Origin of the sequence: Paracoccus aminophilus JCM 7686 (assembly GCF_000444995.1) — a bacterium.
Lineage (GTDB): Bacteria > Pseudomonadota > Alphaproteobacteria > Rhodobacterales > Rhodobacteraceae > Paracoccus > Paracoccus aminophilus.
Genome location: NC_022041.1, coordinates 239,152 through 257,111, shown reverse-complemented (window position 1 = coordinate 257,111; position 17,960 = coordinate 239,152). Strand labels below are relative to the sequence as shown.

Sequence of the window (17,960 nt, the reverse complement as noted above, 5' to 3'; positions counted from 1 at the left end):
ATGGCGAGCTGGCAGGCGAAACACCGCGACCCGTTGTTCGATCAATCGACGCAAGCGGCGCTGGAACGACGCGGCAAAGAGCTTCTGGGCGCGGGCCTTGTGGTTCTGGGCGTGCTGATCGCGATGATGCTCATCAGCTATACGCCCGATGACCCCTCGATCATGTCCGCGACCGATCAGCCTGCGGCGAACCTGCTGGGCCGGCCCGGTGCCTATATCTCCTCGGCGCTCTTCATGATCGCCGGTTTCGGCTCTTACATGCTGCCGCTTGGCGCGATGGTCTGGGGGTTGCGGCTGGTGCTGCATCGGGGCGAGGACCGCATCATGCGCGGCATCTTCCTGCCGCTCGCCATGGTGCTGGTCTCGATCTATGCAACCTCGCTGACGCCGCCGCCGGATTGGCGCCAGAGCTTCGGTCTTGGCGGCCATCTTGGCGATATGCTGATGGGCGCGATGCTGTCGATCATGCCGATGAAGGCCGCGATCGCGATCAAGATTCTGGCCTTCGCGGTTGCCATTGGCGCGGTCGCCTTTTCGACCTTCGTCTTCGGCTTCAGCAAAAAGGAAGTCGCGCGCTTTGCGCTCTTCCTGCGCGACGGGTTGCGCACGGCGCGGATCTTGCTGCTCAAGCTGCTGGCCGGGGGCGCGGTGCTTTCGACCCATGCCGCAGGCGAGATCCGCTCGCGCTCGGCGGCGCGGCGCGAACGCACCGCCCGCGCGGGATCGGCGGCGATTGCCGATGAATTTGCGGCTCCCGATGCGCCGCGCGCAGGCTTTATGAGCCGCCTGCGCCGCAATGGCCCGGCGCTGCCCCAAGACGACCTGCCCCCGGCCGAACTTTACGACCGCGAGGGCAATTGGGCCGATACCGAAGCGCCCTCGAATGCCGAGATCAGCGCGCGCATCACCGATGCGATCCGCAGCCGCAACGAGAAACCCTCGATGATGGCGACGGTGGCCGCGCGTCTGAGCGGCAAGGGCGAGACGCCCCCGCGCCACGAGCCGCCGATTTCGACCGAGCTTGCGCTGGATGACGACGGTCTGGGCGATGAGACCGGCCATGCCCGCCCGAATGCCGAGGCCTTCAACCGCGATTTCGGCACCGATCTGGACGGGAACTTTGACGGCGATCTGAACGGCGATCTCGATGGCGATGATCTCGACACCGATTTCGGCATCACCGCCGCGGACCGCCCGGCGCCTCAAGGCGAGCCGTCGCGCCGGATCGTTCCGCCTGCGCCGCCGGTCCAGCCCTCGCGTCAGGCTATGGCCGAGGCGCAGCCGCGCGCGTCCTTCGAGGACACCAGCCGTCCCCATTACGAGCACCCGCCGCTTGCGCTTCTCGAAGCGCCCGCGACGGTCGAGCGGCATCAGCTTTCCGAAGAGGCGCTGACGGAAAACGCGCGGATGCTGGAAGCCGTGCTCGACGATTACGGCGTCAAGGGTCAGATCACCGAGGTTCGCCCCGGCCCGGTCGTCACGCTTTACGAGCTGGAACCCGCGCCCGGTCTGAAAGCCAGCCGCGTGATCGGTCTCGCCGATGACATCGCGCGCTCGATGTCGGCGCTGTCGGCGCGCGTCTCGACCGTGCCCGGCCGCACGGTGATCGGGATCGAATTGCCGAATGCGCGGCGCGAAAAGGTCGTGCTACGCGAAATCCTCGCCTCGCGCGCCTATGGCGACGGCACCTTCCCGCTGCCCCTTGCGCTTGGCAAGGACATCGGCGGCGGCCCGGTTGTCGCCAACCTCGCCAAGATGCCTCACCTGCTGATCGCGGGCACCACCGGCTCGGGCAAATCGGTCGCGATCAACACCATGATCCTGTCGCTGCTTTACAAGCTGACGCCAGAGGAATGCCGGCTGATCATGATCGATCCGAAGATGCTGGAGCTCTCGGTTTATGACGGCATCCCGCATCTGCTCTCGCCCGTCGTCACCGACCCGAAAAAGGCGGTCGTCGCGCTCAAATGGGTCGTCGGCGAGATGGAAGAGCGCTATCGCAAGATGTCCAAGATGGGCGTGCGCAACATCGAGGGCTATAACGGCCGCGTCCGCGAGGCTTTGTCCAAAAACGAGCTTTTCAAGCGCACCGTTCAGACCGGCTTTGACGAGGACACCGGCGAGCCGGTTTTCGAGACCGAAGAATTCAAGCCCGAAACCTTCCCCTATATCGTCGTCATCGTCGACGAGATGGCCGATCTGATGATGGTCGCGGGCAAGGAAATCGAGGCCTGCATCCAGCGTCTGGCGCAGATGGCGCGGGCCTCGGGGATCCACCTGATCATGGCGACGCAGCGGCCTTCGGTCGATGTCATCACCGGCACGATCAAGGCGAACTTCCCGACCCGGATTTCCTTCCAGGTGACCTCGAAAATCGACAGCCGCACCATTTTGGGCGAACAGGGTGCCGAGCAGCTTCTGGGTCAGGGCGACATGCTTTACATGGCGGGCGGCTCGAAAATCACCCGCGTCCACGGCCCCTTCGTCAGCGATGAAGAGGTCGAGGAAATCGTGCGCCACCTCAAATCCTTCGGCCCGCCGACCTATATGTCGGGCGTTGTCGAAGGCCCGGATGACGAGCGCGCCGACAATATCGACATGGTTTTGGGTCTCTCGACCGGCGAGGGCGGCGATGCCGAGCTTTACGACATGGCCGTCGCCATCGTCGCCAAGGATCGCAAATGCTCGACCTCTTACATCCAGCGCAAACTGGCGATCGGCTATAACAAGGCCGCGCGTCTGGTCGAGCAGATGGAGGAACAGGGCGTCGTCAGCTCGGCCAACCATGTCGGCAAGCGCGAGGTCCTGATCCCCGAGGTCTAAGCCCCGGGATCTGAGCCCCGGGACCTAAGTCTCAGCCGATCCACCGATGCAAAAAGGGGGCCCGCGTGGCCCCCTTTTTCATGTCCCGCTCAATAGCCGGTCATGCCCTCGACCGAAGGCGGCGGCACCGGCTGGGTGACAAACTCGCTTTTGCGCTTTTCGTAAAAGGCATTGCCGCCGGTCACGAGGACGTAATGCATGTTGTTGTAAGGAAAGCTGTAGCCCGCCGTATGGAAGAACTGGGCATTGCCGATCATCGGATGACGCTCGCCGCGCAGAACCGAGCGCGCCGCATCACGGATCTTGGGCGATGAGCGCAGATCCATCCGCTTCGACATCACCCCGCTGGCAAACTGGCCGCGCTGGCCAACGACGCCGCAAACCGAGCGCGGATACTTCCCGGATTCGACCCGGTTCATCACCACCGAGCCGACCGCGACCATGCCGTCGCGGCTCGAGCGGTTCGATTCGAAATACATCGCCCGCTCCATACATTCGAGTTCGGTGTGACGGGCGCCGCAGCCCGACAAACCCGCTGCGACTAGACCGAACACGACGGCAAGCCGTGCCGTCTGCCTCGACGATCCCATGATCTGCCCCTTTTCTGCTCGTGGAGCTTTTTTCGCTCTCATCGCGGTCAAAATAGCAGATTCGCGGGCCGGGTCTCAACCGTCGAGCCCAATGAGTCACGTCTGCTCACGCGGATGTGGGGTCAACCGCCCTGCCCTAATCGGCGCGGATCTCCCAGCTTTCCTCGGCGGCACGCGGCGACAGATAGGCGCGCAGGCGCGGCGTCATGAAATCCAGAAAGGCGCGGACGCGATGCGGCAGGCGCTCGCCGCCCAGATAGAGCGCATGGACATCCTCGGTATCGCCCGCGACGGCCTCGGACAGAACCTCGACCAGCGCGCCGCTGCGCAGATCGGACCGGGCGTGGAATTCACCAATCCGCCCCAGCCCGATCCCGGCCAAAGCCATGCGCCGGACGGTTTCGCCATTGTTCGCGAGCAGCGGGCCCTGCACCGCGCGGTCGATGATGCGCCCGGAATCGCGCAGCGGCCAGACCGGGGCCGAGCGGCGAAAGTTGAAGCCCAGACAGGCGTGCTGGGCCAGATCCTCGATCCGAAGCGGCACGCCGTGCCGCGCCAGATAAGCGGGCGAGGCCACGATCTTGCGCGCGGTCACCCCCAGCTTGACCGCCGTCAGGCCAGAGCTCGACAGCTGCCCGACGCGAAAAGCGACATCGGTGCGGTCGAGGTAAAGATCAACGATTTCATCCGAAAGCGAGAGATCGACCACGATATTGGGGTATTTCTTCCAGAAGGCAGGCAGCAAAGGCTCGATCCCAACGACACCCACTCCGACCGAGGCGGTGACGCGCACCGTGCCGCCAAACGAGGCCGAGCCCTGCGAGAGCTCGCGCTCGACCGCATCGAGCCCGGACAAAAGCGCAAGACTGCGCTCATAATATAGCCGCCCCTCAGCGGTCAGCGACAGGCGGCGGGTCGAGCGTTCCAGAAGCCGCACCCCCAGCCGCGCCTCGATCCGGCCGATGAGTTTCGAGACCGTCGAGGGTGTCATGCGCAAGGCGCGCGCCGCCTCGGAAAAGCTGCCGCTTTCCACGACGCGGATGAAGACATCCATCTCTCCAGCGCGATTGTCCATGGGCGTGAGGCTCCGATCTGTGAAAACGGTTCACAGATAAGGTGGCGCGCGCGGTGATTATCAAGGCGGCCCTGCGGGATTACCTGAGCAGCCGGACAACAGATCAGGACAATCGACATGGAGACCCGCAGCTTCAACTGGCCCTTGCTGGCCCTCGCCACCGGTGCCTTTGCCATCGGCGTCACCGAATTCTCGCCCATGGGCATGCTGCCGGTGATCGCCGAGGGCGTCGGGGTCTCGATCCCCTCGGCCGGGCTTTTGGTCAGCGCCTATGCCATCGGCGTGATGATCGGCGCGCCGGTCATGACGCTGCTTTTCGCGCGCTTCGGCAAACGCGGCGCGCTGATGGCGCTGATGGCGATTTTTACGCTTGGCAACCTGCTATCGGCGCTCTCGCCCGATTACTGGACGCTGCTCGCCTCGCGTCTGGTCACCAGCCTCAACCACGGTGCCTTCTTCGGCTTCGGCGCGGTGGTCGCGACCAGCGTCGTGCGCCCGGAACGGCAGGCGAGCGCGGTCGCGACCATGTTCATGGGCCTGACCATCGCCAATGTCGGCGGGGTGCCCTTGGCGACATGGCTTGGCCAGACCATCGGCTGGCGCGCGTCCTTTGCGGCGACGGCGGGGCTTGGCCTCTTGACCATGACCGCGCTCGCGCTGGCGCTACCCAAGGGCGAGCCCGGAGCCCGGCCCGATCTGCGCCGCGAGCTTGCCGTGCTGACCCGACCCGAAGTCATCACCGCTCTGCTGACGACGGTGATGGGCGCGGGCGCAATGTTTGCGCTTTACACCTATATCGCCCCGGTCCTCGAGACCTTGGCTGGCGCATCGACCGGCTTTGTCACGCTCGCGCTGATGCTGATCGGGCTGGGGTTCACCCTTGGCAATTGGCTCGGCGGGCGTGCGGCAGACTGGTCGCCGCAGGGCGCGACCGTGCTCTTTCTCGGCCTTCTCGCCGCGATCATGCTGATCTCGCCGCTGGCCCTGCACAGCCTGACCGGCGCGGCGCTGATCCTGCCGATCTGGGGCGCGGCCGCCTTTGCCATCGTGCCCCCGATCCAGATGCGGGTGATGAAGGCCGCTTCTGAAGCGCCCGGGCTGGCCTCTTCGGTCAATATCGGCGCCTTCAATCTGGGCAATGCGCTTGGCGCGGCCTTGGGCGGCGCGGCGATCAGCGCCAATCTCGGCTATGGCGCGGTGCCGCTGGTCGGGGTGGCTTTGGCGCTGGCCGGGCTGGGCTTTGTCTGGCTTGGCGGGCGCAAAGCCCCACGCCGGGGCACCGCCGCGCTTCAGCCCTAATCTCGGCCCCGGCGTCCCCAAAAGCGGACGCCGGGGCTTTGTCGTCAAAGGCGAAGGGCCTCTTTCCGCTCGGCCCGCTCGCGCGAACCTTGAAGCCAGATCGCGAAGACAAAGCCGGTGATCCCGCCTGCGAGCTTGCCCAGAAGCAGCGGCAAGATCAGCGTCGGCTGGAAGTTTGCGGAAAAAGCCAGATGGTCGCCGAACATGAAGGCGCCGCAGACCGCGAAGGAAATCACCAGCACCTTGTCGCGCGGCGGCATGTCCTTGATGAGACGGAACATCGCGAGCACATTGGCCGAGGCCGCCAAGAGCCCCGCCGTCCCCGCCGAGGAGAGGCCGAGCCGCCCGCCGACCCATTGCATCGGGCGTTGCAGGAAGCGGTTCATCAGCCAAACCATCGGGAAAGCGCCAGAAAGCATGATGCCGATGTAACCCGCGATCTCCAGAGCGCGGAACTGGTCCTTTTCATCGGCGATGATCGGATCAAAGCCCCAGCTGCCGAAGGTGGCGCTGAAGAAACCGGTGAAATATTCGACGATCGAGCAGACCAGAACCAGCGTGATCGCCGCATACATCACTCGGCCAAAGGCCAGAAAGCCGCGGATCATCGCCTTGGGGAACAGCTTGAGGCAGGTCGCGAGCACGAGGCAGAAGACGATCAGCGGCGCGATATTGCGCAAGACCTCGAGCGTATTGAGCGCGAGCTGCGTGCTCGCCTCGCCCGCCGCATTGATGTCGGGCCGGATCGAGACATCCATGATCCCCATCGCGAGGCACGAGACCAGCACCCCGACCGGGATCGCCAAGACGCCGCACATAATGCCGACCGCCATATATTGGTGGTCCTCCTTGTCCAGCATCGCCAGCCCGACCGGGATCGAGAAGATGATCGTCGCCCCCGCCATGAAGCCGGTGACGGTCGCCATGATCCAGCCCTCTTTCGAAAGCGCGAGCGCCTGAGCCAGCTGATAGCCGCCCATATCCGTCGCGATGATCGAGGTCGCGGCCATCGCGGGATCCGCGTTCACCGCCTGAAAGATCGGGCCGACAAAGGCGATGATGAAGGCGGAAAGATAGGGGATCGAGGCCATGATCCCGGCCACGGGAATGAAGATATAGCCGATGGCGTGAAGGCCTGCGTTGAACTCGCGGCCAAGCTCGCTTTCGCTGTCGATGATCGAGGCAATCGCACCGATCACCGCGCATATCATGATGATATAAACGACGAATGTGCCGATATGGGCCATTGTGATTTTCCCTGTTGGAAGGGCCGGAGCGGTCTTCTGGCGGACCGTCCCCGGCGCGGTTTCAGCGGAAAAGCTGGGTGAGGTGGTCGTTGAGATAGAAGCCCTCGGGGTCGAGCTTGCGGCGCAAGGCACGGAACTCTCCGGCTTTGGGATAGATCGCAGTGACATCGGCGCCGGTCAGGAAATGCAGCTTGCCCCAATGCGGACGCGCGCCGAAACCGCGCAGGATCTTGTCGACCGCGCGCAGGTAATCCCAGTAATCGAGCCCCGGCTGACCCGAGACCGAAACCGTGACGCTGTCCTGCTCGTAAAACGGGCTCATCCAGGCGCCGTCGCCTGCGGTAAAGCGGTATTCGATCGGATAAAGCGCCTCGGGGAAATCCTCGAGCATCAGCTTGCGCACCGCGCACACCGCCTCTTTGCCATGCGCGACCGGGACCGCATATTCGAGCTCGTGGAAGTTCGGGACATATTCGATCGGATAGATATCCGAGGAGTAGGCGACCTTCTCGAATTCGGATTCGAAGGGCGCGCGGTCGGTGAAGTCCATGATCTTCATTTCGCAGACATCATGGTCGCGCCCCGATTTCGAGGTCGCCGCGGTGTCGGGCAGGCAATAAAGATGGCGGCTTTCCGGCTTCGGGCACCAGAAGAAGCTGAAATGACGATGCTTGGCGGCAAGCTCGTCATGCATCTCCATCGCGCTCTCGAAATCCTCGCGCCAGATGCGTTCGTAAAGGTTGTAGCTGTCCATCAATTGCAGCGTCAGCTCGGAAATCACGCCAAGCGTGCCAAGCGAGACCCGACCCGCGAGAAGCAGGTCCGGCGTCGATTCATCGACCGTGATCACATCGCCATTCGGCTGCACCAGCTTCATGCCGACGATCGACGAGGCGAGGTTGCCAAGCGTCGCGCCGGTGCCATGCGTGCCGGTGGTCAGCGCGCCCGCCAAGGCCTGACTGTCGATGTCGCCCTGGTTGACCATCGACAGGCCCTCGGCCTTCAGGACCTTCGCAAGCTGGTTGATCGTCGTGCCCGCCGCCGCCGTCACCCGGCGCTTGTCATGGTCGATGTGCTTGACGCCCTGCATCCCCGACAGCGTCAGATGCAGCCCGCTGGTCAGCGCAACCGGCGTGAAGGAATGCCCCGAACCGGCGGCGCGCACATTCAGCCCGCGCGATGTCGCGTCGCGCACCATGGCACACAGTTCGTCCTCGCTTTGCGGCGCGGCACGCTCGGCGCGGATACAGGATTGGTTGCCGACCCAGTTGCGCCAATGCGGCTGCTCGACCCCGAATTCGTTGATCGTCATATTATGCGATGATGTGCTCATCTTGTTGTTCCCCGTTGGTTTTATCGGTCAGATCGCCGTATAGGCATTGTCTGCGAAGAGATGCGCGCCATTGACGAAACTCGCGTCATCGCTGGCCAGAAAGAGCGCGGCCGAGGCGACCTCCTCGGGTTTGCAAAGCCGCCCCTGCGCCGAGGCAATCGCCTCTTGCGAGACATCGACGCCGTATTTCGAAAGCGTCTCGATCTCGCGCAAGCCATGTGCGGTGGCGATGAAGCCCGGACAGATCGCATTCGAGCGGATGCCGCGGTCGCGGAACTCGACGGCAATCGCGCGGGCGAACATGTGGCAGGCGCCTTTCGAGGTGCAATAAAGCACCTCCATCGGCGTGCCGACCACCGCCGAGATCGACGAGGTCGAGACAATGCTGCCCGCGCCCGCCGCGATCATGTCGGGCAGGACCGCCTTGGTGACCAAAAACATGCTTTTGACATTCACCGCCATCACGCGGTCCCATTCCTCTTCCGAGGTCTCGAGGAAGGGCACTGCGGCCAGAATACCCGCATGGTTCATCAAGACGGTGATCGGGCCAAAGGCCGCGCGCACTGCCTGAACCGCCGCCGCGACTTGGCCCGCATCCGAGACATCGGCGGGCGCGAAAATCGCGTCATGGCCCGCCGCGCGCAGCCGTGCCGCGACCGCCTCGCCCTCGCTGCGCGGCAGATCGACGATGCCGACCTTTGCGCCCTCTGCGGCAAAAAGCTCAGAGGCCGCCAGGCCGCATCCGCCCGCGCCGCCGGTGATCAGCGCCACTTTTCCTGTCAATCGTCCCGTCACATCAACCTCCCCGCCAAGGCTTGCCTGCCCGGCGTCTTTGCGTATCAACTGGGGCCTTGGGTCCGGTCTCTCCCATGGCCGGATGGGGAAAGCCTATGGGGCGGGAGATGATTTTCCATATGGCGAAAGTTATACGCCAAAGAGGCCAGCGGTGATCGCGGCGCTCGAGGCTAAGGCCGTGGCTGCGCTGATCGCATCCGGCGGCGGCACGGGCTATGGCGCGGCGCTCGACGGGTTGGCCGCGCTGGCCGCGCCCTTTGACATGAGCTGCGCCTTCGCCTTCAGCGCGGATCGCGCGCCGGTGGTGATCCATGACGGCTATTCCGCGACCGTCGACCGCCGCGCGCTTCGGTCTTACCTGCGCGGGGCCTATCTGCTCGATCCGTTCTATTCGGCCTGCGTCGGAGATTGCCGCGAGGGGCTGTGGCGGATGCGCGATCTGGCCCCGGACGGGTTTTACGAATCCGAATTCGCCTGGTCGCGCGAGGTCCATCCCTGCATCTCGGACGAGGCGGGCACCTTGGTCGAGGAGCTCGGCTTTACCATTCCGCTGTCGGAAGGCTTCGCCGCGACTTATTCGCTAATGCGCAATCGCGGCGGCGCGCCCTTTGACGAGACCGAATTCGCGGCGCTCGCCCGGCTGACCCCGATCATAGCCGCCAGCCTGCGCCAGCATTGGCTCAGCGTGCTCTCTGCCGAGGCGCGTAGCCAAAGCCAGCGCCCCGATCCCGAAACCGTCTTTCGTCAGGCCTTCGGCGAATTGCTGACGCCTGCCCAACATGCGGTGACGAAGCTGATCCTGCGCGGGCACAGCAATATCTCGATCGCCGCGCATCTGGGGATTACCGAGGGCACGGTGAAAATCCACCGCTCGAACATCTATCGCCGCTTGGGGATCTCCAGCCAGAGCGAGCTTTTTCAGCGCTTTATCGACCAGTTGGCCGAATAACGCTCGGTGGCGGCTCAGTCGCGAAAGCTGGGCATGGCCTTGCGCATGAAAGCGCGAAAGGCGCGGATCTTCGGAACATTGGCGCGGCTTTCGGGATAGACGAACCAATAGTGATAGCCGCTGTCCTCGATCAGATCGAAGGGCTGAATGAGCCGCCCCAAAGCCACGTCATCGGCGTAGAAATCGGGGTTGAGAATGCCGACCCCCTGCCCTGCGATCGCCGCGGCTGCCTCGAAAACCTGCGCGCCCATCCGGCTACGCGCGCGGCTGTCGAGATCGGCATCCGGCAGCCCGGCGGCAGTGAACCACATCCGCCACCACGGATCGCCGGGGTCGATGATGCGCAGTTTCAAGAGATCGGCCGGTTCATGCACGCCGCCGATGGTCGCGGCCAAAGCCGGGCTGAGCATGGGCGTGAAATGGCCTTTCATCACGAAATGGCTGGTCAGCCCCGGCCATTGCCCACGCCCCGCCCGGATCGCGACATCGGCGTCCGAGGCGCTGAAATCGACCAGATCATTCGACAGCTCCAACCGGACGGCGATCTCGGGATGCTCGAGCTGGAAGGTGCCGATATGAGCCGCGAGCCAGCGCGAGGCGAAGGTCGCATTGGTGTGGATGACCAGAGCCGAGCGCGATTGCGTCTCGACACCGGCCACCGCCTCGTCGATCAGCGCAAAGGCCTGCGCGATCTTCGGATGCAGCTTCGCCCCGGCATCGCTGAGGGCAAGATGGCGCGGGCGGCGCAGGAAAAGCGGCTCTCCGAGCTGATCCTCCAGCAAGCGGATCTGATAGCTGATCGCGGTCTGGGTCATGCCAAGCTCTTCGCCCGCTTTGGTGAAGCTCATCAGCCGCGCCGTCGCCTCAAAGGCGCGCAGGGCGTTGAGCGGGATCTTTCGCGACGGTTTCATGGATAAGCCCTCTTGATCCATCGCCCCGGTTATTTCATTGGAGCTTGCCCCAGAGTCTCGGGTATTTCCGAAGAAATCCAGAGGAAATCCTCTGATTGAAGGAATCAAACCATGTTGCAGACCCTGTCCGGCGGCCTTTTGGGCGCCAGAAAAACTGATGCCTTATCGCGTGTGGCGCGGCTGCTGTTTCGCAGGCGTCCGTCCCCCGTGGCCACCGAGACAAGCGAGCTTGAGCAGCGTGAGCGCGCCCTGCTCGACCAACACAACCGCTCCGAGGCTTGGCGGTTGGTCGGCACGCCGATGCGATGGCTGTGATGCGCAGGTCCGAATGAAAAAAGCCGGGCAGAGCGCCCGGCTTTTTCCTGCCTGAACAGAGCATTCAGGATCTCAATTCTCTGGGAAGGGCTGGCCGCCCTCCTTGGTGTTGACGTGGGCCACGACCGACAGGCCCGGCGTCAGGAACTGGTGCATCTCTTGGCCCGGATCGATCGAGATCCGCACCGGCAGGCGCTGCGCGATCTTGGTGAAGTTGCCGGTGGCATTGGTGCCCGACAAGAGCGAGAACTCCGAGGCCGTCGCGGGCGAGAAGCTTTGCACCCGCCCGGTGAAGCTGCGTCCCTGCATCGCGTCGACCGTGAAGCGCACGGGGTTGCCGACGCGCATGCCGTGGAGCTCGGTCTCCTTGAAGTTCGCGACCACCCAGACCTCCTTGCCGATATGGCTGACGAGCGCGGTGCCTGCGGTGACATATTGCCCAAGCCGCGCCGAGACCTGCCCGAGGCGCCCGTCCGAGGGCGCGTGGATGGTGGTGTTGTCGAGATCAATCTGCGCGAGCTCGACCGCGGCCTTCGCCGCCGCGATATCGGCCTGTTTCGCGGCCAAACCGACCTTGGCGCCATTGACCGCCTCACGCGTGACCGCGATCTGGCTTTCGGCCTGCGTCACCGCCGCCTCGGCCTGCCGCAGCGCCAGCTCGCTTTGATCGGCCGAGCTTTGCGCCGTGACCCCGCGCGATTGCAGCTGGCTGGCGCGGTGCCAATCCTGCTCTGCGGTGGCGCGGGTGGCATTGGCGGCGCTTAACGCGGCCTCGGCGGATTTGACCCCGGCCTCGGCGCTCAGAATATTTTGCTCGCCGATCTTGAGCGCCGCCTCGGCTTCGGCTTGCGCAGCCTCGGCTTGCGCCAGACGCTGGCGATATTGGCGGTCGTCGATCCGCGCGATGATCTGGCCCTTCTTGACCGTGTCGAAATCATTGACATCGACCTCGGCGATATAGCCCGAAAGCTGGGGCGCCAGCGTGGTGACCCGACCGCGGATATAGGCGTTTTCGGTCACCGGCTCGGCCGGTTTGAAGGGCGGCAGATGCCAGGCAAACAGAATGATCAAGATCCCCACGATCCCGATCAGGACGGCAACAAGTGTCGGAAAGAGATGCTTTTTCGTCATTTTGCAGGCTCGGGAGCAGAGGTGGATGCGGAGACAATCGCAGGGGCAATCGCGGGGGCAACTTCAGGATCGGCAGAGGCCTTGGCCGGGGGCGGAAAGATTCGCTCGATCCGGGCGGCGAGCCAATCGCGGAAGATGTGCAAAAGCAACGCCGCCAAGGCGAAAGCCGCGATCAGGAAGGTCAGGAAATAGACGTCATTATAGGCCATGACATAGGCTTGGTTCGAGACATCGCTGGCGAGCAGCGCGGCGGCCTCGGCCTTGCGCAACGCCGGGTCGGTGATCTGCGGCCCAAGCGCGGCCATTCGCGCGGTCAGCGACGCAGCAGCCAGCGGCGAGGTCGTGGTCAGCTCTTCTTGCAGGACCTGCATATGGAAGGCCTGCCGGTGGTTGATAACCCCGGTGAACAGCCCCGAACCGACCGAGCCGCCAAGGCTTTGCGTCGACAAGAAGACCACGAAGAAGGACAGGATGTAATTCGGCCCCCGCGCCAGCGCCGCCATCAGCCCGCGGAGCAGCGCCGGGCCAATGAAGATCGTGCCCGCGAAGGCAATCATCGCCTGCGACAGCATCATTTGCTGAGGCCGGGTGTCGATGGTCGAATGACTGTCCATCCAGGCGCCGGTCGCGATCAAGATCAGCGCGACGACGTGAAACTGCGGCACCCGTTCAAGCTTGAGGAAGGGCGCGCAGGCAAAGCCGCCGAGCAGGCAGAAGAAGCAGATCACCGCAAACAACGGCACAAGCTGGTCCTGCGTCACCCCGAGCACCTGAAACATCCGCGGCGCGCCCGAGCTTTGCTCGGACAGGATCAGCCGGAAGATCAGCAGCGTGATCGTCAGATGGACGATCGCGGGGCTCGCCAGCCAGCGAATATCGAGCAGCGGCGATTTGCGGTGCAGCTCGATCACCACGGCGATGGTCAGGCTCGCGATGCCGAGGATCAGCATCCAGCCGATCCACGGCGCCTCGGTCCACCAATAGATCGAGCCCATGACGAAAGCGACGGTGAAGCCGCCAAAGCCCGTGGCGATGAAAAGCCAACTCACCACATCCATCAGCGCCAGGACCTTGGCCTTGGGCGTCGGGCGCAGCGGCAGCAGAAAGACCAGAGCCAGCGCCACCCCGGCCATGCCAAGCGTCATCAGATGGACCCCGGTCCAGCCCGCATCCCCGAAAAGCGCGGGCGAGATCACCCGGGCGAGCGAGGGCCCGACGCTCGACAAAGCCATGACCAAAGGCATCCCCAGCCGCATCTTCCATTGCGGCGACAGGGGCTCGATCATGTAAAGGAAGGCCAGCGTCGACAGCGGCGCCGAGGCCATGCCGTTGAAGAATTGCACGACAACCGCCGAGCGCAGATCGGTGATCCACAAGGACACGATCGCCAGTACCAGATAGATCGCAATCGCAATCTCGCAAAAGCTGCGCAGCCCGTATTGCATCCGGATCTTGATGAGCATCAAGGGCAGCGACGCGCGCGGGATCAGATAGGCCGCCAGAAGCCAGCTCGCCTGGGTCTGGGTCGCGCCAAGCTCGCCCGCGATCTGGGCGATATTGGCGGTGATAAAGCCCTGCCCCAGCCCCTGCGTGATCGAAATCAGCGCCGCAGCCCCCATGTAACACAGGGTCATCATCATGCTCATCGGCACGAAAGCGGGCGGAGCTGCGGGCGCCGCCGGGGCCGATGCCGGGCTTGGGTCTGACGGGGCTGTCACGGGCTCAGCGCCGCTTGCGCTGCTCGCATGTGCGGGGGCGTCCTCCACCCGATCTTCCGCCCGATCTGCCACGCGCGGGCCTTGCGCGGCATCCGCGGGCTCCGCGCTCTGTCCCTCTGCGGGCAGCGCAGGCGCGCGGGTCGGATCCTCAGCTGCCGGGCTCTTGTTCATTTCGCGCCGAGCCTCTCGGCATTGGCTGACATCCGCGCCAGAACCTCGCGCGTGGTCTCGATATCCTCAGCCGAAATGCCCTCGAAAACCGAGGCCTCGATCTCTTCGCGAAACCGCACGAGCCGGGCCAGCCGGGCCTTGCCGGTCAAGTAAATCGTATATTTCCGCGCATCCCCGGGCGAGGGCCGCCGCTCGGCAAGCTGCATCTCTTCCAGCGCATCGAGCTGGCGCTTGAGCGTCGGCGTCTCGATCTGGAGCAGATTGGCGAGCTCGGTCTGCGTCGCGCCCTCTTGCCGCGCAATGGTCACCAAAAGCCGCGCCCGCGCATAGGTCAGCCCCATGTCCTGCGCGCGATTGTCAAAAAGCCCCCGCATGATCCGCGAGAGCGTCAGGAAGACTTCGAAGAGAGATTGCGAATGAGTCGGCATTATCGTTAGCTAGCTAATCATTTCGTTAGCTAGCTAATGGTCCTGCCCCGCGCTGTCAAGATTGGCGCTTATATGGGACCCCACATAAAACGTCCGCTAAGGCGGCGTCATTGCCGCTGTGCCACGCAAAAGGCTGCCGCTGGAATTGGCGATCTCAGCAATATCGTTTGATATCAGTCATATAATGAATCTGCCCATTTTCGACACTCGAGCTCAGGTCTGGCAGTCGAATCAGTCCCAGAACGCTTGACGGTTTGACCCACTGGGTTCTTCCTTCGTTCCAGAAGGCCCCGAACCGTCACCCCGATCACGTCAGGCCAGCCCGCCCTGTCCCGCCCAAGCACCGCTTCGGGCCGCCAGTCGAGCCTTGCCGAGAGGAACCCTGCCATGCCCCATTTTCCCTTCGCAGAGATTCGCATTTTCGATCCCTCCGAGACGCGTGTGACCCTTGAGGACCGTCTCGAGAACCATCTTCGACGCCTCCGTGGCTATCCGGATATTGATGATGCCAAAGCGGACGAAGCTTTCGCCAACCTCGCGGCAAAGCATCGACCTGACGCTTCCAGCACCTTTCAGGATTCAAAGAAGATCCAGCGCCGAGTCAGCCGCCTCCTCGACCGCCGCAACGCAGCCAGCGGCTTGAGCCATCTGAAGCGCGAGGACCGTGAACGCATCGAGGTGCTGAAGCACGGTGTTCAGCTTGTGTGCATCCCGACTGAACACCGCGCCGATGAGATCGCAGCCGCGCTTCATGCCGAAGCACCATGGATGGCGCCCGCGGCTGAAGTGGTCTGGCAGGCGATGCGCCGTTCCGTTCGCGAAGGATGGCCGGGGGTGCGCCTACCGCCCCTGCTGCTCGACGGCCCTCCAGGCATTGGCAAAAGCCACTGGGCGCGGCGATTGGGAGTGTTGCTTGCGCTTCCAACTACCGTCGTAGAAGCCACCAGCGAAAGCGCGTCCTTCGGGCTTGTCGGGTCCCAACGCGGTTGGGGTAGCGCCCATCCCGGTCGCTTGATCGAGACAATTTTGGACAGCCTCATCGCCAATCCGATCCTCGTGATCGACGAGGTCGAAAAGGCAGGCACCGTCACGTCGACTAAGGGAACAGCCTTCAGTCTGGCTGAGTCCTTGCTGCCGCTTCTCGAGCCGCTGACAGCCCGGCGCTGGAACTGTCCTTATTTCAACATTCGCTTCGACATGAGTTGGGTCAACTGGGTCTTGACCAGCAATGACTATCGGCGGCTTCCCGAACCGCTGCTGAGCCGTTGCCCACCGATCCGGCTGAGAAACCTCACCTCCGAGGAACTCGCGGGCTTTATCCGTCGCGAAGGGCCTCAGCGCCAGCTGTCGCAACTGGCCGTCGAGACCATTCTAGATGCCTTGGCGCATCCCTCGCTCCGCCGTCGCCGCCCGAGCCTTCGGCTTGCCTCGCGCATGCTGCAACGCGCCGCCGACCTCGAGAACACGCCGCCGCTGCAATAGCGACGCGGGCTTGCTTCACGTTTCCCCATTCCTCAATTCATTCAGGAGCCAGCGATGACACCGAAACAGCGCAACGAACTCAATCGAGCCATCGCGGCCATCAGCGCAGCAGAGCGCGGACCAACATCGGAGGAACTTGCCAGCGCGCCGCGCCTCGACTTTTGGCAACCTCTGCTCGACCCAGGGGCAATGCCGCTCCTCTTCGGTGAGGTCACCGACCACCCAAAACTTGGCACAACCACAATGACCTCATCCCGCCTGATCGCGATCGACCGCAAAGCTGGCTGGGCAAGGACGATCAGCCGCTGGTATTGCCTTGATCGCCCTTTCGCTGACTTCGAGGCAGAGGCGATCGAGACATGCCAGAAATCTGGATACGACATCCGCTCTGCCAGTTTCGAATTTGCGCCGTTCGTGCCAATTGTCGATGACGCGAAGCTGGGTAATCCTCCCCGTTTTAACGGGGTGCAGAAGTAGACTTCAGGCAGCCATCTTCAGTTTCTGGGCGGGTGTGATGCCGCCGATGCCCATGTTGGGGCGCTCATTGTTGTAAGTCCATAGCCAGTCGGTTGCGATCTCCTGCGCCTCCTCGATGGTTTCAAAGATGTATAGGTCCAGCCATTCATTGCGGACTGTCCTGTTGTAACGCTCGACGTAGGCGTTCTGCTGTGGTTTCCCAGGCTGGATGTGGTTGTGGGCAATGCCCTGCTTCTCGGCCCAGATCATCAGCGTGGAGCTGATGTATTCAGGGCCATTGTCTACCCTGATGGCCAGGGGCTTTCCGCGCCACTCGATGATCTGATTGAGGGACCGGACCACCCGCTCGGCCGGGAGCGAGAAGTCGACCTCAATGCCGAGGCCCTCACGGTTGAAGTCGTCCAGCACGTTCAAGAGGCGGAATTGACGGCCATCGGCCAATCGATCAGCCATGAAGTCCATTGACCAGACCGTGTTCGGCGCGTCAGGGACGCTAAGCTCTTCAGGCTTGTCACGCTTGATCCGCCGCCGCGGCTTGATCCGCAGGTTCAGTTCCAACTCGCAATAGATCCGATGGACGCGCTTGTGGTTCCAAGGATGCCCTTGGACGTTGCGCATGTGCAGGAAACATAGCCCAAAGCCCCAGGTCCGGTGCACCTTGGTCAGCCCTTCCAACAGGTCCGCGATAAACTCGTTCTCGGCATCGCGCTTCGGGCTGTAGCGAAAGCAGGTCTCGCTCACGCCAAAGGCCCGGCAGGCCAGCGCGATGCTGACCCCCTTCGTCGCCACAGCCTTCTCGGCCAGCTCCCGGCGTTGAACTGGCCGTGTCATTTTTTTCCTAGTGCTTCCTTGAGCAGTTCGGCCTGCATGCTCAGGTCCGCAAACATGCGCTTCAACCGCCGGTTCTCGTCCTCAAGCGTCTTCATCTGGCTCATCATGGACGCGTCCATGCCGCCATACTTCGAGCGCCATTTGTAAAAGCTCGCTGTGCTGATCCCATGCTCGCGGCAAAGTTCAGGCACGGCCACGCCGCTCTCGGCCTGACGAAGCACGGCCATGATCTGCGGCTCGGTGAAACGGCTCTTTCTCATTCGAATCTCCTCAGCTCACGCTACGAGAAAATTCTACTTATGCAGCCCCTTAACCATGGGGAGGATTACCGCTGGACCAGCTGCTTGCCGCCTACGTCGCCCTTATCCGGAGAATCTCTCTCGAA

16 protein-coding genes are annotated in these 17,960 nt (G+C 63.5%); 6 read left to right on the top strand and 10 right to left on the bottom strand.

What is annotated here, in order from left to right:
- On the top strand, positions 1-2,823 hold the full coding sequence (locus JCM7686_RS01280) for a DNA translocase FtsK (RefSeq protein WP_020949056.1): 2,823 nt from the start codon (positions 1-3) through the stop codon (positions 2,821-2,823).
- A gap of 89 nt (positions 2,824-2,912) precedes the next feature.
- Here the strand turns inward: JCM7686_RS01280 and JCM7686_RS01275 are convergent, their stop codons facing one another.
- Positions 2,913-3,413: a cell wall hydrolase gene (locus tag JCM7686_RS01275; RefSeq protein WP_020949055.1), complete on the bottom strand. Its 501-nt coding sequence runs from the start codon at positions 3,411-3,413 to the stop codon at positions 2,913-2,915.
- A gap of 136 nt (positions 3,414-3,549) precedes the next feature.
- A complete protein-coding gene (locus JCM7686_RS01270; RefSeq protein ID WP_020949054.1) occupies positions 3,550-4,488 on the bottom strand; it encodes a LysR family transcriptional regulator in 939 nt (312 codons plus the stop codon).
- A 117-nt stretch (positions 4,489-4,605) separates the two neighbouring features.
- On the opposite strand from JCM7686_RS01270, the gene JCM7686_RS01265 reads away from it, so the two are divergent.
- Positions 4,606-5,787 (top strand): MFS transporter, encoded by a 1,182-nt coding sequence (locus JCM7686_RS01265; protein WP_020949053.1) that lies wholly within the window; start codon positions 4,606-4,608, stop codon positions 5,785-5,787.
- Positions 5,788-5,831: 44 nt separating this feature from the next.
- Here the strand turns inward: JCM7686_RS01265 and eutH are convergent, their stop codons facing one another.
- From eutH to JCM7686_RS01250, 3 genes are all read right to left on the bottom strand, one after another.
- Complete coding sequence (gene eutH, locus JCM7686_RS01260; protein ID WP_020949052.1) at positions 5,832-7,034, bottom strand: ethanolamine utilization protein EutH; 1,203 nt, start codon at positions 7,032-7,034, stop codon at positions 5,832-5,834.
- A gap of 61 nt (positions 7,035-7,095) precedes the next feature.
- Positions 7,096-8,367, bottom strand: a complete 1,272-nt coding sequence (locus JCM7686_RS01255) for a D-arabinono-1,4-lactone oxidase (protein ID WP_020949051.1) — start codon at positions 8,365-8,367, stop codon at positions 7,096-7,098.
- Positions 8,368-8,394: 27 nt separating this feature from the next.
- Positions 8,395-9,162 carry an SDR family NAD(P)-dependent oxidoreductase gene (locus JCM7686_RS01250; protein WP_020949049.1) on the bottom strand — a complete coding sequence of 256 codons (768 nt, stop codon included), beginning with the start codon at positions 9,160-9,162 and terminating at the stop codon, positions 8,395-8,397.
- A gap of 151 nt (positions 9,163-9,313) precedes the next feature.
- On the opposite strand from JCM7686_RS01250, the gene JCM7686_RS01245 reads away from it, so the two are divergent.
- Positions 9,314-10,111 (top strand): helix-turn-helix transcriptional regulator, encoded by a 798-nt coding sequence (locus JCM7686_RS01245; protein ID WP_041527043.1) that lies wholly within the window; start codon positions 9,314-9,316, stop codon positions 10,109-10,111.
- A gap of 14 nt (positions 10,112-10,125) precedes the next feature.
- Here the strand turns inward: JCM7686_RS01245 and JCM7686_RS01240 are convergent, their stop codons facing one another.
- Positions 10,126-11,022 (bottom strand): LysR substrate-binding domain-containing protein, encoded by an 897-nt coding sequence (locus tag JCM7686_RS01240; RefSeq protein WP_020949048.1) that lies wholly within the window; start codon positions 11,020-11,022, stop codon positions 10,126-10,128.
- A gap of 111 nt (positions 11,023-11,133) precedes the next feature.
- Here JCM7686_RS01240 and JCM7686_RS01235 point away from each other — a divergent pair, with 111 nt between their 5' ends.
- Entirely contained in the window at positions 11,134-11,337 is a 204-nt protein-coding gene (locus JCM7686_RS01235) for a hypothetical protein (RefSeq protein ID WP_041527042.1), read from the top strand.
- 72 nt (positions 11,338-11,409) lie between these two features.
- Here JCM7686_RS01235 and JCM7686_RS01230 read toward each other — a convergent pair whose 3' ends face one another.
- From JCM7686_RS01230 to JCM7686_RS01220, 3 genes are all read right to left on the bottom strand, one after another.
- Positions 11,410-12,468 (bottom strand): HlyD family secretion protein, encoded by a 1,059-nt coding sequence (locus JCM7686_RS01230; protein ID WP_020949047.1) that lies wholly within the window; start codon positions 12,466-12,468, stop codon positions 11,410-11,412.
- Positions 12,465-14,186, bottom strand: coding sequence for an efflux MFS transporter permease (locus tag JCM7686_RS01225; RefSeq protein WP_051201601.1), 1,722 nt, complete (start codon positions 14,184-14,186; stop codon positions 12,465-12,467). Before JCM7686_RS01225 ends, JCM7686_RS01230 begins: the two co-directional genes overlap by 4 nt.
- A gap of 167 nt (positions 14,187-14,353) precedes the next feature.
- On the bottom strand, positions 14,354-14,785 hold the full coding sequence (locus JCM7686_RS01220; RefSeq protein ID WP_020949045.1) for a MarR family winged helix-turn-helix transcriptional regulator: 432 nt from the start codon (positions 14,783-14,785) through the stop codon (positions 14,354-14,356).
- Positions 14,786-15,172: 387 nt separating this feature from the next.
- Between JCM7686_RS01220 and JCM7686_RS01215 the strand changes: the two genes are divergently transcribed.
- Together JCM7686_RS01215 and JCM7686_RS01210 are read left to right on the top strand one after the other, a co-directional pair.
- Positions 15,173-16,267 (top strand): AAA family ATPase, encoded by a 1,095-nt coding sequence (locus JCM7686_RS01215; protein WP_020949044.1) that lies wholly within the window; start codon positions 15,173-15,175, stop codon positions 16,265-16,267.
- A 54-nt stretch (positions 16,268-16,321) separates the two neighbouring features.
- On the top strand, positions 16,322-16,744 hold the full coding sequence (locus JCM7686_RS01210; RefSeq protein WP_051201495.1) for a DUF6634 family protein: 423 nt from the start codon (positions 16,322-16,324) through the stop codon (positions 16,742-16,744).
- Between the two features lie 3 nt (positions 16,745-16,747).
- On the opposite strand, the gene JCM7686_RS01205 is transcribed toward JCM7686_RS01210, so the two are convergent.
- Positions 16,748-17,835 (bottom strand): IS3 family transposase gene (locus tag JCM7686_RS01205; RefSeq protein ID WP_148292561.1). Its coding sequence is split into 2 segments (ribosomal slippage): positions 16,748-17,574 and positions 17,574-17,835, totalling 1,089 coding nucleotides; the frame shifts between segments, so codons are not numbered across the junction.
- Positions 17,836-17,960: the final 125 nt, after the last annotated feature.

Bases quoted from the DNA above. Each gene is read 5' to 3' on its own strand.
- JCM7686_RS01230 (WP_020949047.1), bottom strand. From the start codon at position 12,468: ATGACGAAAAAGCATCTCTTTCCGACACTTGTTGCCGTCCTGATCGGG.
- JCM7686_RS01210 (WP_051201495.1), top strand. From the start codon at position 16,322: ATGACACCGAAACAGCGCAACGAACTCAATCGAGCCATCGCGGCCATC.
- JCM7686_RS01275 (WP_020949055.1), bottom strand. From the start codon at position 3,413: ATGGGATCGTCGAGGCAGACGGCACGGCTTGCCGTCGTGTTCGGTCTA.
- JCM7686_RS01280 (WP_020949056.1), top strand. From the start codon at position 1: ATGGCGAGCTGGCAGGCGAAACACCGCGACCCGTTGTTCGATCAATCG.
- JCM7686_RS01255 (WP_020949051.1), bottom strand. From the start codon at position 8,367: ATGAGCACATCATCGCATAATATGACGATCAACGAATTCGGGGTCGAG.
- JCM7686_RS01270 (WP_020949054.1), bottom strand. From the start codon at position 4,488: ATGGACAATCGCGCTGGAGAGATGGATGTCTTCATCCGCGTCGTGGAA.
- JCM7686_RS01220 (WP_020949045.1), bottom strand. From the start codon at position 14,785: ATGCCGACTCATTCGCAATCTCTCTTCGAAGTCTTCCTGACGCTCTCG.
- JCM7686_RS01215 (WP_020949044.1), top strand. From the start codon at position 15,173: ATGCCCCATTTTCCCTTCGCAGAGATTCGCATTTTCGATCCCTCCGAG.
- JCM7686_RS01265 (WP_020949053.1), top strand. From the start codon at position 4,606: ATGGAGACCCGCAGCTTCAACTGGCCCTTGCTGGCCCTCGCCACCGGT.
- JCM7686_RS01240 (WP_020949048.1), bottom strand. From the start codon at position 11,022: ATGAAACCGTCGCGAAAGATCCCGCTCAACGCCCTGCGCGCCTTTGAG.
- JCM7686_RS01235 (WP_041527042.1), top strand. From the start codon at position 11,134: ATGTTGCAGACCCTGTCCGGCGGCCTTTTGGGCGCCAGAAAAACTGAT.
- eutH (WP_020949052.1), bottom strand. From the start codon at position 7,034: ATGGCCCATATCGGCACATTCGTCGTTTATATCATCATGATATGCGCG.